Here is a 15,585-nt window from a genome sequence, read left to right as displayed (position 1 = left end):
TGGCGGCTCATTGCCAGAGGCAGGAGCGCTCGAACTGCGCCAGGGCCTCGGCGGGACCGCTCGGATCGAGTCCCTGCGCGCTGACCCACTCGTCGCTGAAGTAGGTGTCGTGGTATCGGTCGCCGCTGTCGGCGAGCAGCGTGACCACCGAACCGCTGCGCCGCTGGGCGACCAGCTCGGCGAGCAAGCCGAAGGCGCCCCAGAGGTTGGTACCCGTCGACGGCCCCACGCGGCGCCCGAGAACGGCGCTCACGTGCCGGGCGGCGGCGATGGACGCCGCGTCGGGCACCGACACCATGCGGTCGACCACACCGGGCAGGAACGACGGCTCGACCCGCGGCCGGCCGATGCCCTCGATCCGAGACGAGACGGGCATCGTGACGTCGTAGCGGTCGTCGGCGTAGGCCGGAAAGAACGCGGAGTTTTCCGGGTCGACGACGCACAGCCGGGTCGTGTGCCCGCGGTAGCGGATGTAGCGGCCGATCGTCGCGCTGGTGCCGCCGGTGCCCGCGCCCACCACGATCCATTCCGGGATGGGATGCGTCTCTTCGCCCATCTGCTCGAAGATCGACTCGGCGATGTTGTTGTTGCCCCGCCAGTCGGTGGCGCGTTCGGCGTTGGTGAACTGGTCCAGGTAATGCCCACCGGTGTCGCGGGCGACGCGCTCGGCCTCGGCGTACACCTCCGAAGAGTTCTGCACGAAATGGCAACGGCCGCCCTGGGCTTCGATTAGCGCCACCTTGGCCGAGCTGGTGGACGCCGGCATCACGGCGACGAAGGGCAGGCGCAGCAGGGCCGCGAAATACGCCTCCGACACCGCCGTCGAACCCGACGAGGCCTCGACCACCGTGGTGCCCTCGTCGATCCACCCGTTGCAGAGCGCGTACAGGAACAAGGAGCGGGCCAGCCGGTGCTTGAGGCTGCCGGTGATGTGCGTGGTCTCGTCTTTGAGGTACAGCGCCACCTGAGCGCCGGGGCCATCCGAGCCCCACGCCGACGGCAGCGGGTAGCGCAACAGGTGCGTGTCGGCGCTGCGGCGCGCGTCGGCGTGGATCAGCCGGACCGCGCTGTCCGTCCAGCACCGCGAGCGGCTGCGGACCGCGATCCGGGTCCGCTCGGTCAACGCACCGAAACTGTTGGCTGCGAACGGCTTAGGTCGCTGGCCGAATCGCGGCCGCCCATCGGGGTGGCGATCAACGTCAGCAGGGTGGCCTCGGGCCGGCAGCAGAAGCGCACCGGCGCGAACGGTGAGGTGCCGATGCCGGCGGAGACGTGCAGCTGCATGTTCGCGCCCCACCGGGACGGGCCCTTCGCCCGGGTCCGGTCCAGGCCACAGTTGGTCACCAGGGCGCCGTAGAGCGGCAGGCAGACCTGGCCGCCGTGGGTGTGGCCGGCCATCACCAGTTGGTAGCCGTCGGCGGCGAAGCGGTCCAGCACCCGCGGCTCCGGGGAATGGGTCAGCCCGAGTCGCAGGTTCGCGGCCGGGCTGGCCGGGCCCGCGATCGTCTCGTAGCGGTCCCGGTCGATGTGCGGGTCGTCGACGCCGGCGGCCGCGACGTGCAGGCCGGCCACCTCGAACTCGCGCCGCGTGTGGGTGAGGTCGAGCCAGCCGCGCTCGGTGAAGGCCGCGCGCAGGTCCTGCCAGGGCAGCGGCTCACCGCGAACCCGGTGCGACGGGTTGGTCAGATAGTTCAGCGGGTTCTTCAGGCGCGGACCGAAGTAGTCGTTGCTGCCGAAAACGAAGACACCCGGCCGCGACAGCAGATCCCCGAGGGCCTGCACCACCGCGGGCACCGCCTTGGGGTGGGCCAGGTTGTCGCCGGTGTTGACCACCAGGTCCGGCTCCCAGTTGCTCAGCTCGCGCAGCCATGCCTGTTTGCGGCGCTGATTGGGGAGCATGTGGAGATCGCTGATATGCAGCACCCGGAGCGGCGTCGAACCGGGCGCCAAGACGGGCATGGTTATCTCGCGCAGGACGAAGGCGTTGCGCTCGACGACGGCGGCGTAACCGATGCCGGCGACGGCCGAACCGAGTGCGGCGGCACCGGTGCGAATCAGCGTGGGCAAAACATCAGCCATGCTGGCAGCCTACTGCCGGTTGCGCTTTGGCAACGCATACCTTGCGCCACAGCACCAAAGATGGCGGCCTACGGAGGCGGCTGCCCCGGCGCGGGCGGCGGCGGCGCCAACAGCGGAATGGTGATCGGGGGCAGACCCGGGATCTCCACCACCTGTGACCCGACCGGCGGCGGCCCGCCCTCGGGCGGCGGCGGAGGAGCCGGCGGGATGCCGTTGCTGACCTGGATGGTGATGATCGACCCCGGGATCGTTGCGCCGCTCGGCGTGGTTCCGACCACCTCGCCCTGCTTCGCGGTGCTGTTGACGAAGTTGTTCTGGTCGGCGACCTGGAAGCCCGCCTCCTTGAGGCGCGAGCGGGCCGCGTCGATGTCCAGGCCGGCGACGCTCGGCACCCGCGACCCGGGCGACCCGTCGACGTACCGGGGATCGGTGGGCGGCAACTGCACCGGCCCGAAATTGGTGGCGATCGGCTTCATCGCCGTGAACCAGGTGCGGGCCGGCTCGTTGCCGCCGTACAGGTCGCCCTCGCCGCAATGGCGCAGCGGCGACGAACACAGGTCCGTCGGCGTCGTGGAGTCGTCGTAGATGTAGTTGGCCGCCGCATAGTGGTTGGTGAATCCCACGAAGCCGGAGGAACGGTGCGCCTCGGTGGTGCCCGTCTTACCGGACACCGGCAGCGTCCAGCCCGCCGCACCGGCGGAGCCGGAGGCCGTGCCGCCGCCCACCGCGTCCTTGCTCATCGCGTTGGCCATGGTGTTCGCCAGGCCTTCGGGCACCACCTGGTCGCAGGTCTCGGTGGTCACCGCGACCTCGTTGCCGTGCCGGTCGATCAGCTTGTCGATGGGGTTCGGCGGGCACCACGTGCCGCCGGAGGCGAGCGTGGCGGCGACGTTGGACAGCTCCAGCGCGTTAACCTCGATGGGGCCCAGGGTGAACGAGCCGATGTTCTGCCGTTTGACGAAGTCGGCCAGGCTCTCGTTGCTGTCGGGGTTGTAGTCGCGGGCGGTGCCGGGATCGGCGTAGGAGCGCAGGCCCAGCTTGATCGCCATGTCCACCGTGCGGGTGACCCCGACCTGCTGAATCAGCTTGGCGAACGCGGTGTTCGGCGAGGTGGCCAGCGCCTCGGTGACGTTCATCGAGCCGCGGTAGTTGCCGGCGTTGACCACGCACCAGGTGTCCTTGGGGCAGCCCTTGGCCCCGCCGCTCCCCATGCCCTTGGCCTGGAATCGGCTCGGTACCTCGAGCGTGGCGTTGGTGCCCATGCCCATGTCCAGGGCGGCGGCCGTCGTGAAGATCTTGAAAACGGACCCCGCGCCGTCGCCGACCAGCGAGAACGGCTGCGGCCGCATGGTTTCACCGGCGTCGAGGTTCAGGCCGTAGGTGCGGTTGCTGGCCATCGCCATCACCTTGTGCGACGTCTTGCCGGGCTGAATCACGCTCATCACGCTGGAGATGCCGGGCAGGGTCGGGCTGGCGAACTGGTCGATGGCCGCCTTCACCGGGATCTGCACGTCCGGGTCCAGCGTGGTGCGGATCAGGTAGCCGCCGCGGGCCACCTGTTCTTTGCTGATGCCGGCGCGGGACAGGTACTCCTGGACGTAGTCGCAGAAGAAGGCGCGATCGCCGGCCGCGATACAGCCCCGCGGTAACTCGTTGGGCTGCGGCAGCACACCCAGCGGGGTGGCCTTGGCGGCGCGCAGCGCGTCGGCTTCCTGAGGGATGTTCTCGATCATGGTGTCCAGCACCAGGTTCCGCCGCGCCAGCGCGCCGTCGGGGTTGGTGTAGGGGTTCAGCGCGCTGGTCGATTGCACCATGCCCGCCAGCAGCGCAGCCTGTTGCCAGTTCAGGTCCGAGGCGTTGATGCCGAAGTAGGTTTGGGCCGCGTCCTGCACGCCGAACGAACCGTTGCCGAACGACACCAGGTTCAGGTAGCGGGTCAGGATCTCGGGCTTGGTGAAGGTCTTGTCCAGCGTGAGCGCCATCCGGATCTCGCGCAGCTTGCGGGCCGGGGTGGTTTCCACCGCGGCGCGCTTTTCCGCGTCCGTCTTCGCCGTCACCAGCAACTGGTAGTTCTTGATGTACTGCTGCTCGATGGTCGAACCGCCACGGGTGTCGACGTCGCCGCGCGCGTAGCCCGCCAGCCCGGTCAGCGTGCCCTTCCAGTCCACCCCGTTGTGGTCGGCGAACCGCTTGTCCTCGATCGACACGATCGCCAGCTTCATCGTGTTGGCGATCTTGTCGCTGGGCACTTCGAAGCGGCGCTGGGAGTACAGCCAGGCGATGGTGTTGCCCTTCGCGTCGACCATCGTCGAGACCGCGGGCACCTCACCCTCGAGGAGTTGGGCCGAGCCGTTGGCGACGACTTCGGAGGCCCGGTTGGACACCAGTCCCAATCCGCCTGCGAACGGAAACATCAGCGCCGTGGCGACGACGCCGGCCAGCAAGCAATACCCGGCGAGCTTCAAAATCGTGAGAAGGGCCGGGGGGCGGTCTGACATGGCTACTACAGTAGCGGCCCCCAGTCACGCCGCCACGCTGCGAGTTCACCCTTTTTTGCCCCTGTCATTGACCAGCGCTTTACCGCCGTGAGTGCAATAAAATTTGCGCGTGCGTCAGTGAGCCGGGCCCCCGCGCACGTGTGCAAGATCACTTCGACGCCTACCCTTTTGAGACGAGACGGGACGCCCGTCCCAAAAAAAGCGTTATCGGACTGTTGCGCAATTGGTGGCTGACCACCTAACTTAGACACACGGTGAGATTCAGGTAACACCGATGTACACAGTGTGGCGTAGATCGCAGGTGAGGATCTGCACCCCAGGAGGGCGGTCGTGAGAGCGGCCGGTAGGGAAGGGAACGTTCGTGTCAGGAACACGGCCTGCGGCGCGTAGGACAAACATTGCGGCCGCACAAGGGGTACTCCGCAGCGTTGATGCCGAAGAACGGATCGCCTGGGTTTCCAAAGCACTGTGCCGGACCACGGACCCCGACGAACTCTTCGTCCGAGGGGCCGCCCAACGCAAGGCCGCCGTCATCTGTCGGCACTGCCCGGTCATGCAGGAGTGCGGGGCGGACGCGCTGGACAACAAAGTCGAGTTCGGCGTCTGGGGCGGCATGACCGAACGTCAGCGCAGGGCGCTGCTCAAGCAGCACCCGGAAGTGGTGTCCTGGTCGGACTTCTTCGACAAGAGCAGAACCCGCAGCGTCGGCTGACCCGGCGGTTCGGCCGGGCTCCTAGTGCAGAGGCCCCTGGGCCGTGGCGTGGGCCGCGTCGCCGCCCGCCGACGTGATCTGATCGGCGAGCGCGCGCAACGCTTCCAGGTCCGAGACGTCGAACGGCAGCGAGGGAACGCCGATCACCGGCACGTGCGGGTTGGCACCGGTGAACCGCGACAGCAACCTGATCTCCCGCTTGGCGGTCTGCGCGCGGTCGGCGTGAATCCTCAGCACGGCCGCGGCCAGCGAGGCCGCCTCGGAATCCGGCTCGGCCGCCAGCGTTTCGGTTCCGTCGATCGCCCGCTCGGCGGGCAGCGAGCACAACGTTGGGTGGGTGCGGTTCAAGATCAGCCCGGCCAGGGGCATGCCTTCGGTGGACAGCCGGTCGACGAAGAAGGAGGCCTCGCGCAGCGCGTCGGGTTCGGCCGCCGACACCACGACGAACTGCGTGCCGCGCCTCTTCAGCAGCGAGTACGTCCGGTCCGCCTTCTCCCGGAAACCGCCGAAGGTGGCGTCCAGCGATTGCACGAAAGCCGCGGCGTCGCTCAGCATCTGTGAGCCGAGCACGGTGGACATCGCCTTCATCGCCAAACCCATTGCGCCGGTGACCAATCGGCCTATGCCGCGGCCGGGCGCGAGCAGCAGCCGCCACAGCCGGCTGTCCATGAAGCTGCCCAACCGTTTGGGCGCGTCTAGGAAGTCCAGCGCGTTGCGCGACGGCGGGGTGTCCACCACCACCAGGTCCCAACGATCCTCGGCCAGTAGCTGACCCAGCTTCTCCATCGCCATGTATTCCTGCGTGCCGGCGAGCGAGCTGGCGACCGTCTGATAGAACTGGTTGTCCAGAATCGCTTGCGCCCGGCCGTTTCCGGAGTACTGGACCACCATCTCGTCGAACGTGCGGCGCATGTCGAGCATCATCGCGTGCAACTCGCCGGGAACCCCGGACGCCAGCGGCACCCGCTGCGGGGTGTTGCCGAGGTCGTTGACCCCCAGCGCTTGAGCGAGCCGCTTGGCCGGGTCGATCGTCAAAACGCAGACGTTGCGGCCGTATTCGGCCGCGCGCAACGCCATCGCGGCGGCGGTGGTGGTCTTGCCCACCCCGCCGGCGCCGCAGCACACCACCACCCGGTTGGTCGTGTCGGCCAAGATCGAGGCCATGTCAAGCCTATTCGGCGTGGTGCTCATCGAACCCCCTGCTGTGCAAGCGATTCCGAAAGCTCATAGAGGCTTCCGAGGTCGACGCCGTCGGAGATCGCCGGCAGTTCCAGCCGCGGCACGTGCAGCGCGTCGAGTTGCTGCGCGACCTCGGCCCGCGCGGCGATGACCGTCGCGTGCTCGATGGTCTCGGTCAGCAGTCCGGCGAACTCGGTGTCGTTCAGCTTGATCCCCGCCATTTCCAGCCCCGCCCGCACCGAGTCGGCGTCGACGTGCCCCTCGGCGGCCTTCGCCAGGTCGGCGGGCTGCAGATAAGACGCGATGTTGCGATTCACGATCACGCTACCGATCGGGAGCTCCATCTCGGCGAGTTCCTCGATGGCTTCCAGGGTTTCCTGCACCGGCAACGCCTCCAGCAGGGTGACCAGGTGGATGACCGTCTGCTCGGAGTGCAACAGCTTCACCACCCCCTCGCTCTGCGAGTGCACCGGGCCGCCCTTGGCCAGATCCGACACAGCCTTGGTGACATCCAGGAAGCGGGCGATCCGTCCCGTCGGTGGTGCGTCTACGACGACCGCGTCGTAGACGGGGTTCTTGGTCCCCTTGTTCAGCCGCACCACCGATTCCTTGATCTTTCCGGTGAGCAGCACGTCGCGCAGGCCGGGCGCGATCGTCGTCGCGAACTCGATGGCGCCGATGCGCCGCATCGCCCGCCCGGCGATGCCGAGGTTGTAGAACATGTCCAGGTATTCCAGGAACGCGGCCTCGATGTCGATTGCCAGCGCGTTGACCTGACCGCCGCGTTCGGCGGTCGCGATCTTGACCTCCTGGTAGGGCAGCGGCGGGACGTCGAAGAGTTGCGCAATGCCTTGCCGCCCTTCGACTTCCACCAGAAGGACCTTGCGGCCCCCGGCTGCCAGGGTCAGTGCCAGTGCGGCCGCTATCGTCGACTTGCCCGTGCCGCCTTTACCGGTGACGAAATGCAGGCGGGCCTTTGAGAGCCGCGCCGGCCAGCCGACGGCGCTACCGCCGCTCGATGTGTTTGCCACCTTCGCATGCTAGCCCGACCGGCGTCCGGCCCCCGGGCAGGCCAGAGCCGTTCACATCCGACCGATAAGCTCGCGCCATGAGCCAACCGATCGCATGGGAATACGTCACCGTCCCGCTGCTCACGCACGCCACCAAACAGATTCTCGACCAGTGGGGTGCCGACGGCTGGGAGTTGGTGTCCGTACTGCCCGGGCCAACCGGTGAGCAACACGTCGCGTATTTGAAGCGCCCCAAGTAGATGACTGCTTCCGCCCGGCTCGCCGAACTCGGGGTCGCGCTTCCGGAGGTGGTGGCGCCGCTGGCCGCCTATGTGCCCGCGGTGCGGACGGGCAACCTGGTGTACACCGCCGGTCAGCTGCCGCTGCAGGCGGGACAGCTGGCCGGGACCGGCAAGGTCGGGGCGCAGGTCAGCTTGGAAGAAGGCAAGGCGATGGCGCGGATCTGCGCGCTCAACGCCCTCGCGGCCGTCGATTCGCTGGTGGGCATCGACGCGGTGACCCGAGTGGTCAAGGTCGTCGGCTTCGTCGCCTCCGCTCCGGGTTTCAACGGCCAGCCGAGCGTCATCAACGGCGCTTCGGAGCTGCTCGCCGAGGTGTTCGGCGAGGACGGCGCACACGCACGGTCGGCCGTCGGCGTTTCCGAGCTGCCGCTGGATGCGCCGGTCGAAGTGGAGCTGATCGTGGAGGTCGGCTCGCGACCGTGACCGATGCGCCGGAGTCGCCGAGTCATCCCGCATACGGCACCCTGCGGGCGGTCACCGACACTGCCTCGGTTCTGTTGGCCGACAACCCCGGGTTGATGACGCTCGAGGGCACCAACACGTGGGTGCTGCGCGGCAAGGGCAGCGACGAGTTGGTCGTGGTGGACCCCGGGCCCGACGACGACGACCACATCGCCCGGGTCGCTGAGTTGGGCCGTATCACGCTGGTGCTCATCAGCCACCGGCACGGCGATCACACCGACGGCATCGACAAGCTGGTCGAGCGGACCGGCGCGACCGTGCGGTCGGCGGGCAGCGGGTTTCTGCGCGGCATCGGCGATCACCTCACCGATGGTGAGGTGATCGACGCGGCCGGCCTCAAGATCCGGGTGATGGCCACCCCCGGCCACACCGCCGACTCGTTCTCGTTCGTGCTCGACGACGCCGTCCTAACCGCCGACAGCGTGCTGGGCCGCGGCACCGCCGTCATTGATTCCGAAGACGGCAGCCTGGCCGACTACCTGGAGTCGTTGCGGCGCTTGCGTGGTCTGGGGCGACGTACGGTGCTGCCGGGCCACGGGCCCGACCTGCCCGACCTGCAGGCCGTCGCGTCCGGCTACCTGGTGCACCGGCAGGAACGGCTGGAACAGGTGCGCGCCGCGTTGCGGGACATCGGCGACGACGCCACCGCGCGCCAAGTCGTCGAACACGTCTATGTAGACGTCGACGAGAAACTCTGGGACGCGGCCGAATGGTCCGTTCAGGCGCAGCTGGACTATTTGCAGCGCTGAACTCGCGCCGAAATCGCCGCTATCGCGGAAAAGTTCGAGTGAACGTGTCGAAAAACGTCGATCTCGACGCAATTCGCGCGCTTACCTCGCGCGCCTCGCGAGCCTTTCGGAGTCCGAAATCAGCACACTCTTGCCTTCCAGACGGATCCAGCCGCGGTGGGCGAAATCGGCCAGCGCCTTGTTCACCGTCTCCCGGGACGCCCCCACCAGCTGGGCGATCTCCTCCTGGGTCAGGTCGTGGGTGACGCGCATGGCGCCACCCTCCTGGGTGCCGAACCGCTGGGCGAGCTGCAGCAGCTGCTTGGCCACCCGGCCGGGCACATCGGTGAAGATGAGGTCGGCCAGATTGTTGTTGGTGCGGCGCAGCCGGCGGGCCAGCACCCGCAGCAGCTGCTCGGCGATCTCGGGACGGTCGGCGATCCACGCCCGCAACGCGTCGCGGTCCATCGACACGGCGCGCACCTCGGTGATGGTGGTGGCGCTGGAAGTCCGTGGGCCGGGGTCGAAAATAGACAACTCGCCGAACATGTCCGACGGGCCCATGATCGTCAGCAGGTTCTCCCGGCCATCGGGTGAGCGACGGCCGATCTTGACCTTCCCCGAGACGATGATGTACAGCCGATCACCCGGCTCGCCTTCGGCGAAGACCGTGTGCCCACGGGGAAAGTCGACGGGTTGCAGTTGCTTGGTCAGCGCGGCGACCGCGCCGGGCTCAACCCCTTGGAAGATTCCTGCCCTTGCCAGGATCTCGTCCACGTTGCCTCTTCAGCTTTCCAATGATTTGTGTACGGGCAGGTTAATCCCTTGCTCGCGTGATGAGTCTAGCGGTAGGACATTTTGTCCAACGTGCAACGCTACACACGATTGACGTGTCGAGTGGCCTTAAACTGCGGATTGATCTGCGAATGCGCTTGTATTCGCGTCGGCAATGTCAGCTCGGCAGGGTCAATGAAGCTGGCGGCAAACGACGGCGCCGCATGCCGCGGCCCGGCCGTCAGCCCGGCCAGCGCGGCCTCGGAAAGTTCCCGGGCCTCGCGCCGGTGCAGAAATTCCACCGCCTCCGGCATGCCCTCCCGGGCCAGGGTGCGCACGTCGACAAGTTCGGCGTACTCGAAAAGCTCGGTGACCGCGAGCATGGTGACGTCTTCGCGGGCGAGCCCCCGTTCGAGCCGCCCCAATCCGAGCGCCGCCAGCATCAGCAACGCCGGAACGCAGGCCACCAGCAACCACGACACAAGGAGAGTAAACATGGACTTCAATCAACACGTGGTCTCGGCGAGATCACGAAATCAGTACTCTGTCGTAGGTGACAGCGGCAAAGTCGTCCGGGCGCTCGAAGTCCACCTCGGTCCCACCGGGTGGCAACGGTGCACGGCGCTGGTCTGAGGAGACGCGGGCCGGCTTGGTGCGGCGGGCCCGCCGGATGAATCGGGCGCTGGCGCAGGCGTTTCCGGACGCGCACTGCGAGCTGGACTTCACCACGCCGCTGGAGCTGACCGTCGCCACGATCCTTTCCGCGCAGAGCACGGACAAACGGGTGAACCTGACCACGCCGGCGTTGTTCAAGCGGTACCCGTCGGCGCTGGACTATGCGCAGGCGGATCGCGACGAACTGGAAGCCCTGATCCGTCCGACGGGGTTTTTCCGCAATAAGGCGACCTCCCTCCTCGGCCTCGGGCAGGCGCTGGTCGAACGGTTTGACGGCGAGGTGCCTTCCACCATGGAGGAACTGGTCACGCTGCCCGGGGTGGGCCGCAAGACCGCCAACGTCATCCTGGGCAACGCCTTTGGCGTCCCCGGCATCACGGTCGACACCCACTTCGCGCGGCTGCTGCACAGGTGGCGCTGGACCAGCGACAAGGACCCGGTGAAGATCGAGCGCGCGGCCGGCGAACTGATCGAACGCAGCGAGTGGACCATGTTGAGCCACCGCGTGATCTTCCACGGCCGCCGGGTGTGCCACGCGCGCAAGCCGGCCTGCGGTGTGTGCGTGGTGGCCAAGGACTGCCCCTCCTTCGGCCTCGGCCCCACCGAACCGCTACTGGCCGCGCCCCTGGTGCGGGGCCCGGAAACCGAGCACCTGCTGGCCCTGGCCGGCCTGTAGGCGCCTACCACCTTGACGCGGACCACGCGCTGGACCATCGCGATCCTCGCGGTGGTGGCGGCGCTGGCGGCGGCCCTCGTCGCCCAGCTGCGCGACGAGTCCGCGCCGGCCCCGAAGCCCGGCACGGCCGTGAGCCCACCCGACCGCGAACACCGCGACGCCGACACGGCGGCCGCGCTGGCGGGTCCGCGGCAACGGGCCGACCTGGCGCCCTGTCCCGCCGCCGGTGATGGCCCGGGCCCCCCCGCGCTGCGCGGTGTCACGGCCGAGTGTGCCGCCGACGGTTCGGTTGTCGACGTCGCCCGCGCGCTGGCCGGGCGGCGGGTGGTCCTCAACTTATGGGCGTATTGGTGCGCGCCGTGTGCGGCCGAACTGCCCGCGATGGCCGAGTATCAACGGCGAGTCGGGTCTGACGTGATGGTGGTGACGGTGCATCAGGACGAGAACGAGACGGCCGCGTTGCTGCGGCTGGCCGAACTGGGCGTTCGGCTGCCAACCCTGCAGGACGGTCGCCGGCGGGTCGCGGCGGCGCTGGGCGTGGTAAACGTGATGCCCGCGACGGTGGTTCTGCGGCCGGACGGTAGCGTTGCCCAGATGCTGCCGCGGGCCTTCGACAGCGCCGACGAGATCGCCGCCGCGGTCGGAAATGACAAGGGATAAGCCGAAAATTGGACCGACTGGAGCGCCCCGTGAGTGTTGGGGGTACCCCCCCGCCCGCGGGAGGTGGTAACCGCACCCACGCGCGCGGGACGGTGGCGCTGAGCCCCGACGCCTCCCCGCCGTGGCTGCGCCCCCTGGTCGACAACGTCGAGCGGATGCCGGACGCGTACCGGCGCCGGCTGCCGGCCGACGTGCTGGCGATGATCACCGGCAAGGCCGCGTCGTCTTTGTCGGCGATGCGCGGCAGCGGTCGCGAAGCCGCAGTCTTGGTGCTGTTCTCGGGCCCGGAGACCGCGCCGGCCGACGGCGGAGTCCCCGACGACGCCGACCTCCTGGTCACCGTGCGGGCCTCGACCTTGCGCCACCACGCCGGCCAGGCGGCGTTTCCCGGCGGCGCCTCCGATCCCACCGATGACGGCCCGGTCACCACCGCCTTGCGCGAAGCCCAGGAGGAAACCGGGATCGACGTTTCGCGGTTGCGTCCCTTGGTCACCATGGAGCGCACGTTCATTGCGCCGTCGCGGTTTCACGTCGTCCCGGTGCTGGCCTACTCGCCGGATCCCGGGCCGGTGGCCGTCGTCAACGAGGCCGAAACCGCGATCGTGGCGCGAGTTCCGTTGCGCGCCTTCATAAACCCGGCCAACCGGCTGATGGTCTACCGGGGTGACCTCGGCCGCCGGTGGGCCGGCCCGGCGTTTCTGCTGAACGAGATGCTGGTCTGGGGATTCACTGGCCAGGTGATCTGTGCGATGCTCGACGTCGCCGGCTGGGCCCAGCCCTGGGACATCACCGACGTCCGCGAGCTGGACGCGGCGATGGCGCTGGTCGGCGAGCAGGGCGGCCCCACCCGATGAACATGAACTCGATGACCCCGTCACAGTGGCTTGACGTGGCCGTGCTGTCGGTCGCCTTCATCGCGGCCGTATCGGGCTGGCGTTCCGGCGCGGTGGGGTCGCTGTTCTCGTTCGTGGGTGTGTTGCTGGGCGCGATCGCGGGCGTGCTGCTGGCGCCCCACCTCGTCAGCCACATCGCCGCGCCGCGGGCCAAGTTGTTCGCCGCCCTCTTCCTGATCCTGGCGCTGGTCGTCGTCGGCGAGGTCGCGGGAGTGGTGCTGGGGCGGGCGGTTCGCGGCGCGATCCGCAGCCGCACGATCCGGACGGTCGACTCGTTCATCGGGGTGGGCGTCCAGCTCGTGGTGGTGTTGACCGCGGCGTGGTTGTTGGCGACGCCGCTGACCCAGTCCAAGGACCAGCCCGAGCTGGCCGCCGCGGTCCGCGGCTCGCGGGTGCTGGCCCAGGTCAACGAGGTCGCCCCGCCGTGGCTGAAGACGGTGCCCAAGCGGTTGTCGGCATTGCTGAACACCTCCGGCCTGCCGGCGGTGCTGGAGCCGTTCAGCCGGACTCCGGTGATTCCGGTCGCCTCGCCCGATCCCGCGCTGGCCAACAATCCGGTGGTGCAGGCCACCGCGGCCAGCGTCGTCAAGGTTCGCAGCCTGGCGCCGAGCTGTCAGAAAGTGTTGGAGGGCAGCGGATTTGTGATCGCTCCCGACCGTGTGATGACCAACGCGCACGTGGTGGCCGGTTCCAACAGCGTGCAGATCTACGCCAGCGGCAGTCCCCTGGACGCCACCGTGGTTTCCTACGATCCGTCGGTAGACATCGCTATCCTTGCCGTCCCCAACCTGCCGCCGCAGCCGCTGGCCTTCGCGTCGGCCGAGGCGAAAACGGGCACAAGCGTTGTGGTGCTGGGGTATCCGGGCGGCGGTAACTTCACCGCGACCCCGGCCCGCATCCGCGAGGTCATCAAGCTCAGCGGACCCGACATCTACCGCGACCCCGCGCCGGTAACCCGCGACGTCTACACCATCAGAGCCAATGTGGAACAAGGCAATTCGGGTGGGCCGTTGATCGACCTCAGCGGTCAGGTGCTCGGCGTGGTGTTCGGCGCGGCCGTCGACGATCCCGACACCGGCTTCGTGTTGACGGCCGACGAGGTGGCCAGTCAGCTCGCCAAAATCGGTGACACTCAGCAGGTGACCACCGGGGCCTGCGTCAGCTGACCACGTAGTCGATGAATTTCATCAAGTGTCTGTTGATTTCCTCAGGCACCTCTTCGTGGCTGAAATGCCCTGCACCGTCGATGGATACGTAACGCCCCTGCGGAGCATAGCGCCGCGTGCGGTTGACCGGGTCGGCCAGCACGTAGGGATCGGCGTCGCCGCGCAGGTGCAGCAGCGGCACGCTGAGTTGCCGGCCCATCGATTTCATGAAGCGGCGGCCTTCGTCACGCAGCTGACTGCGCACCGCCCAGCGCTGGTACTCCAGAGCGCAGTGCGCCGCCGACGGAATCTGGATGGCCATCCGCAGGTAACCGATGGATTCGGAAAAGTCCTCGGAGGCAACCCATTTGGGGCAGCTACGGCTGCGGACCAGGCGCTCGATCTCCGCCGCGTTGTCGCGGGTCAGCAGGCGCTCCGGCCAGATCGGCACTTGATAGCGCAGTAACGTCGGCAGCAGTGCATACCCCTGGTCGCGCCGGGTCAGCGTGGACCGGCGCAGCGCCGCCGGGTGCGGCGAGCTGATCAGCGCGATGGCCGACACCAATCGCGCGTGCAGCAGCGCGGTGGCCCAGCAGGCCAGCCCGCCGTCGGCGTGACCGACGAGCATCGCCGACGAGTGTCCCAGCGCCCGAATGAGGCCGGCCGTGTCGCCGGCCAGCGTCCAGCCGTCGTAGCCGCGGGGCGGCTTATCGCTGCCGCCGTAGCCGCGCAGGTCGACTGCTACCACCCGCGCCCCGGTCAGTCCCCGCAATTGATGACGCCACGACCACCAGAACGAACCGAAACCGTGCAGCAGCATCACCAGCGGCCGGGCCGTGGGCGGTGCGGTCGTGTCAGCGCCGGTGGGTAGGGCCTCGACCACGTGGAACCGGATGCCGTTGGCGTGCACGTCGAAATGGCGCCACGGCCCGTCGATGCGGGTTACCGACGGATCCGGCGGTGCCATTTACCAACCCGATGGATCGGTTTCGGGCTTTTCGTGCCTGCCACGGTCGGCGAGCTGCTTGGGGGCGCCCTGCGCCTTGTCGTGGCCCGGGGTGAGCGCGGTGCGCGTCTCCTTGACCGATTCGATCGTCTCCCGCGGTCCCCGGATCCGGCGCACCTTGAGGAAGCCCAGCAGGGCCAGCAGCGCCCCGACCACCACCTGGACCGCGAACACGATCAGGAACGCCACCCAGCGCCAGAGCCAGGTGTCGAGCAGTTCGGCGACGAAGAAGAAGAAAAAGAACGTGGAGTAGAACAGCACCACCAGCGCGGCGATGAAGAAGACGCTGCCGGTCAAGCCCTTTTTCACGTCCCGGGTGATCTCCGCCCGCGCCAATTCGACCTCGGCGCGCACCAGCGTGGAGACCTGCGTGGTGGCGTCCTTGATCAGGTCACCGATCGAGGGCTCGGCGGGCCGGGCGTGCGGGTCGGTCAGGGGGATCGTGGTCAGGGTGCTGGGCACACCGTTCTTGCCATCGGGTTTGCTCACAGACGGTCCCCTCTTTCGTCACTGCCCGGCGCTGTCGTCGCGGTTCATGTTGCCATGCGGCGTGATGCCAGACGAGGCCAGCCGAAGGCGGCGGCCGGCCCGGCGCCTGTCGGAGGTCGACCGGCGGCGTCGCGAGGGCGTTCAACCAGATGCCCACGCGGACAGTTTCCAAACCTCTATGGGGTCAGCGAGCCGCCGTGCCGTGGGGTTTCATTCCGCTCAGATGCGCAACGGGCACAACGGGAGCGGTCGGTGCGGGCCTTCGGCCGCGCTGGGCACGGCGAACGGGACGCCCGG

17 protein-coding genes are annotated in these 15,585 nt (G+C 68.4%); 8 read left to right on the top strand and 9 right to left on the bottom strand.

The genetic code is table 11. From position 1 onward, the window contains the following. Positions 1-7 precede the first annotated feature (7 nt). From A5756_RS18890 to ponA2, 3 genes are all read right to left on the bottom strand, one after another. The gene (locus tag A5756_RS18890) at positions 8-1,123 is read right to left on the bottom strand and encodes a PLP-dependent cysteine synthase family protein (RefSeq protein ID WP_066955712.1); all 1,116 of its coding nucleotides are present in this window, start codon (positions 1,121-1,123) and stop codon (positions 8-10) included. Next, complete coding sequence (locus tag A5756_RS18885) at positions 1,120-2,079, bottom strand: metallophosphoesterase (RefSeq protein ID WP_066955708.1); 960 nt, start codon at positions 2,077-2,079, stop codon at positions 1,120-1,122. The genes A5756_RS18890 and A5756_RS18885 overlap by 4 nt, the downstream gene beginning before the upstream one ends. A gap of 68 nt (positions 2,080-2,147) precedes the next feature. Continuing rightward, a complete protein-coding gene (gene ponA2 / locus A5756_RS18880) occupies positions 2,148-4,577 on the bottom strand; it encodes a transglycosylase/D,D-transpeptidase PonA2 (RefSeq protein WP_066955705.1) in 2,430 nt (809 codons plus the stop codon). Between the two features lie 361 nt (positions 4,578-4,938). Between ponA2 and A5756_RS18875 the strand changes: the two genes are divergently transcribed. Continuing rightward, positions 4,939-5,289 (top strand): WhiB family transcriptional regulator, encoded by a 351-nt coding sequence (locus A5756_RS18875; RefSeq protein WP_066955702.1) that lies wholly within the window; start codon positions 4,939-4,941, stop codon positions 5,287-5,289. Positions 5,290-5,310: 21 nt separating this feature from the next. Here the strand turns inward: A5756_RS18875 and A5756_RS18870 are convergent, their stop codons facing one another. Together A5756_RS18870 and A5756_RS18865 are read right to left on the bottom strand one after the other, a co-directional pair. Further along, positions 5,311-6,480 (bottom strand): ArsA family ATPase, encoded by a 1,170-nt coding sequence (locus A5756_RS18870; protein ID WP_066955699.1) that lies wholly within the window; start codon positions 6,478-6,480, stop codon positions 5,311-5,313. Then, positions 6,477-7,499, bottom strand: a complete 1,023-nt coding sequence (locus A5756_RS18865; RefSeq protein WP_066955696.1) for an ArsA-related P-loop ATPase — start codon at positions 7,497-7,499, stop codon at positions 6,477-6,479. Before A5756_RS18865 ends, A5756_RS18870 begins: the two co-directional genes overlap by 4 nt. A gap of 77 nt (positions 7,500-7,576) precedes the next feature. On the opposite strand from A5756_RS18865, the gene A5756_RS26010 reads away from it, so the two are divergent. The 3 genes from A5756_RS26010 to A5756_RS18855 are packed head-to-tail and all read left to right on the top strand — an operon-like array spanning position 7,577 to position 8,991. Next, entirely contained in the window at positions 7,577-7,738 is a 162-nt protein-coding gene (locus A5756_RS26010; protein WP_073871548.1) for a DUF4177 domain-containing protein, read from the top strand. Next, positions 7,739-8,203 carry a RidA family protein gene (locus tag A5756_RS18860; protein ID WP_066955693.1) on the top strand — a complete coding sequence of 155 codons (465 nt, stop codon included), beginning with the start codon at positions 7,739-7,741 and terminating at the stop codon, positions 8,201-8,203. It abuts the gene before it with no gap. Continuing rightward, positions 8,200-8,991: an MBL fold metallo-hydrolase gene (locus A5756_RS18855; RefSeq protein WP_066955690.1), complete on the top strand. Its 792-nt coding sequence runs from the start codon at positions 8,200-8,202 to the stop codon at positions 8,989-8,991. Before A5756_RS18860 ends, A5756_RS18855 begins: the two co-directional genes overlap by 4 nt. A gap of 81 nt (positions 8,992-9,072) precedes the next feature. On the opposite strand, the gene crp is transcribed toward A5756_RS18855, so the two are convergent. Continuing rightward, entirely contained in the window at positions 9,073-9,747 is a 675-nt protein-coding gene (gene crp / locus A5756_RS18850; RefSeq protein ID WP_044508824.1) for a cAMP-activated global transcriptional regulator CRP, read from the bottom strand. 98 nt (positions 9,748-9,845) lie between these two features. Then, positions 9,846-10,241 (bottom strand): hypothetical protein, encoded by a 396-nt coding sequence (locus tag A5756_RS18845; RefSeq protein WP_066955686.1) that lies wholly within the window; start codon positions 10,239-10,241, stop codon positions 9,846-9,848. Between the two features lie 173 nt (positions 10,242-10,414). Between A5756_RS18845 and nth the strand changes: the two genes are divergently transcribed. The 4 genes from nth to marP are packed head-to-tail and all read left to right on the top strand — an operon-like array spanning position 10,415 to position 13,814. Further along, on the top strand, positions 10,415-11,095 hold the full coding sequence (gene nth / locus A5756_RS18840) for an endonuclease III (protein WP_066955683.1): 681 nt from the start codon (positions 10,415-10,417) through the stop codon (positions 11,093-11,095). A gap of 12 nt (positions 11,096-11,107) precedes the next feature. Further along, entirely contained in the window at positions 11,108-11,755 is a 648-nt protein-coding gene (locus tag A5756_RS18835; RefSeq protein WP_066955680.1) for a TlpA disulfide reductase family protein, read from the top strand. Between the two features lie 29 nt (positions 11,756-11,784). Then, positions 11,785-12,609, top strand: a complete 825-nt coding sequence (locus tag A5756_RS18830; RefSeq protein WP_066955677.1) for a CoA pyrophosphatase — start codon at positions 11,785-11,787, stop codon at positions 12,607-12,609. Positions 12,610-12,620: 11 nt separating this feature from the next. Next, positions 12,621-13,814: an acid resistance serine protease MarP gene (gene marP / locus A5756_RS18825; RefSeq protein WP_156659640.1), complete on the top strand. Its 1,194-nt coding sequence runs from the start codon at positions 12,621-12,623 to the stop codon at positions 13,812-13,814. Here marP and A5756_RS18820 read toward each other — a convergent pair. Together A5756_RS18820 and A5756_RS18815 are read right to left on the bottom strand one after the other, a co-directional pair. Beyond that, positions 13,807-14,760, bottom strand: a complete 954-nt coding sequence (locus A5756_RS18820) for an alpha/beta fold hydrolase (RefSeq protein ID WP_066955671.1) — start codon at positions 14,758-14,760, stop codon at positions 13,807-13,809. The genes marP and A5756_RS18820 overlap by 8 nt on opposite strands. After that, on the bottom strand, positions 14,761-15,288 hold the full coding sequence (locus tag A5756_RS18815; protein WP_066955668.1) for a phage holin family protein: 528 nt from the start codon (positions 15,286-15,288) through the stop codon (positions 14,761-14,763). Between the last annotated feature and the right edge of the window lie 297 nt (positions 15,289-15,585).

Origin of the sequence: Mycobacterium sp. 852002-53434_SCH5985345 (assembly GCF_001667155.1) — a bacterium.
Classification (GTDB): Bacteria; Actinomycetota; Actinomycetes; order Mycobacteriales; family Mycobacteriaceae; genus Mycobacterium.
This window is presented reverse-complemented; position numbering and strand designations above follow the sequence as displayed.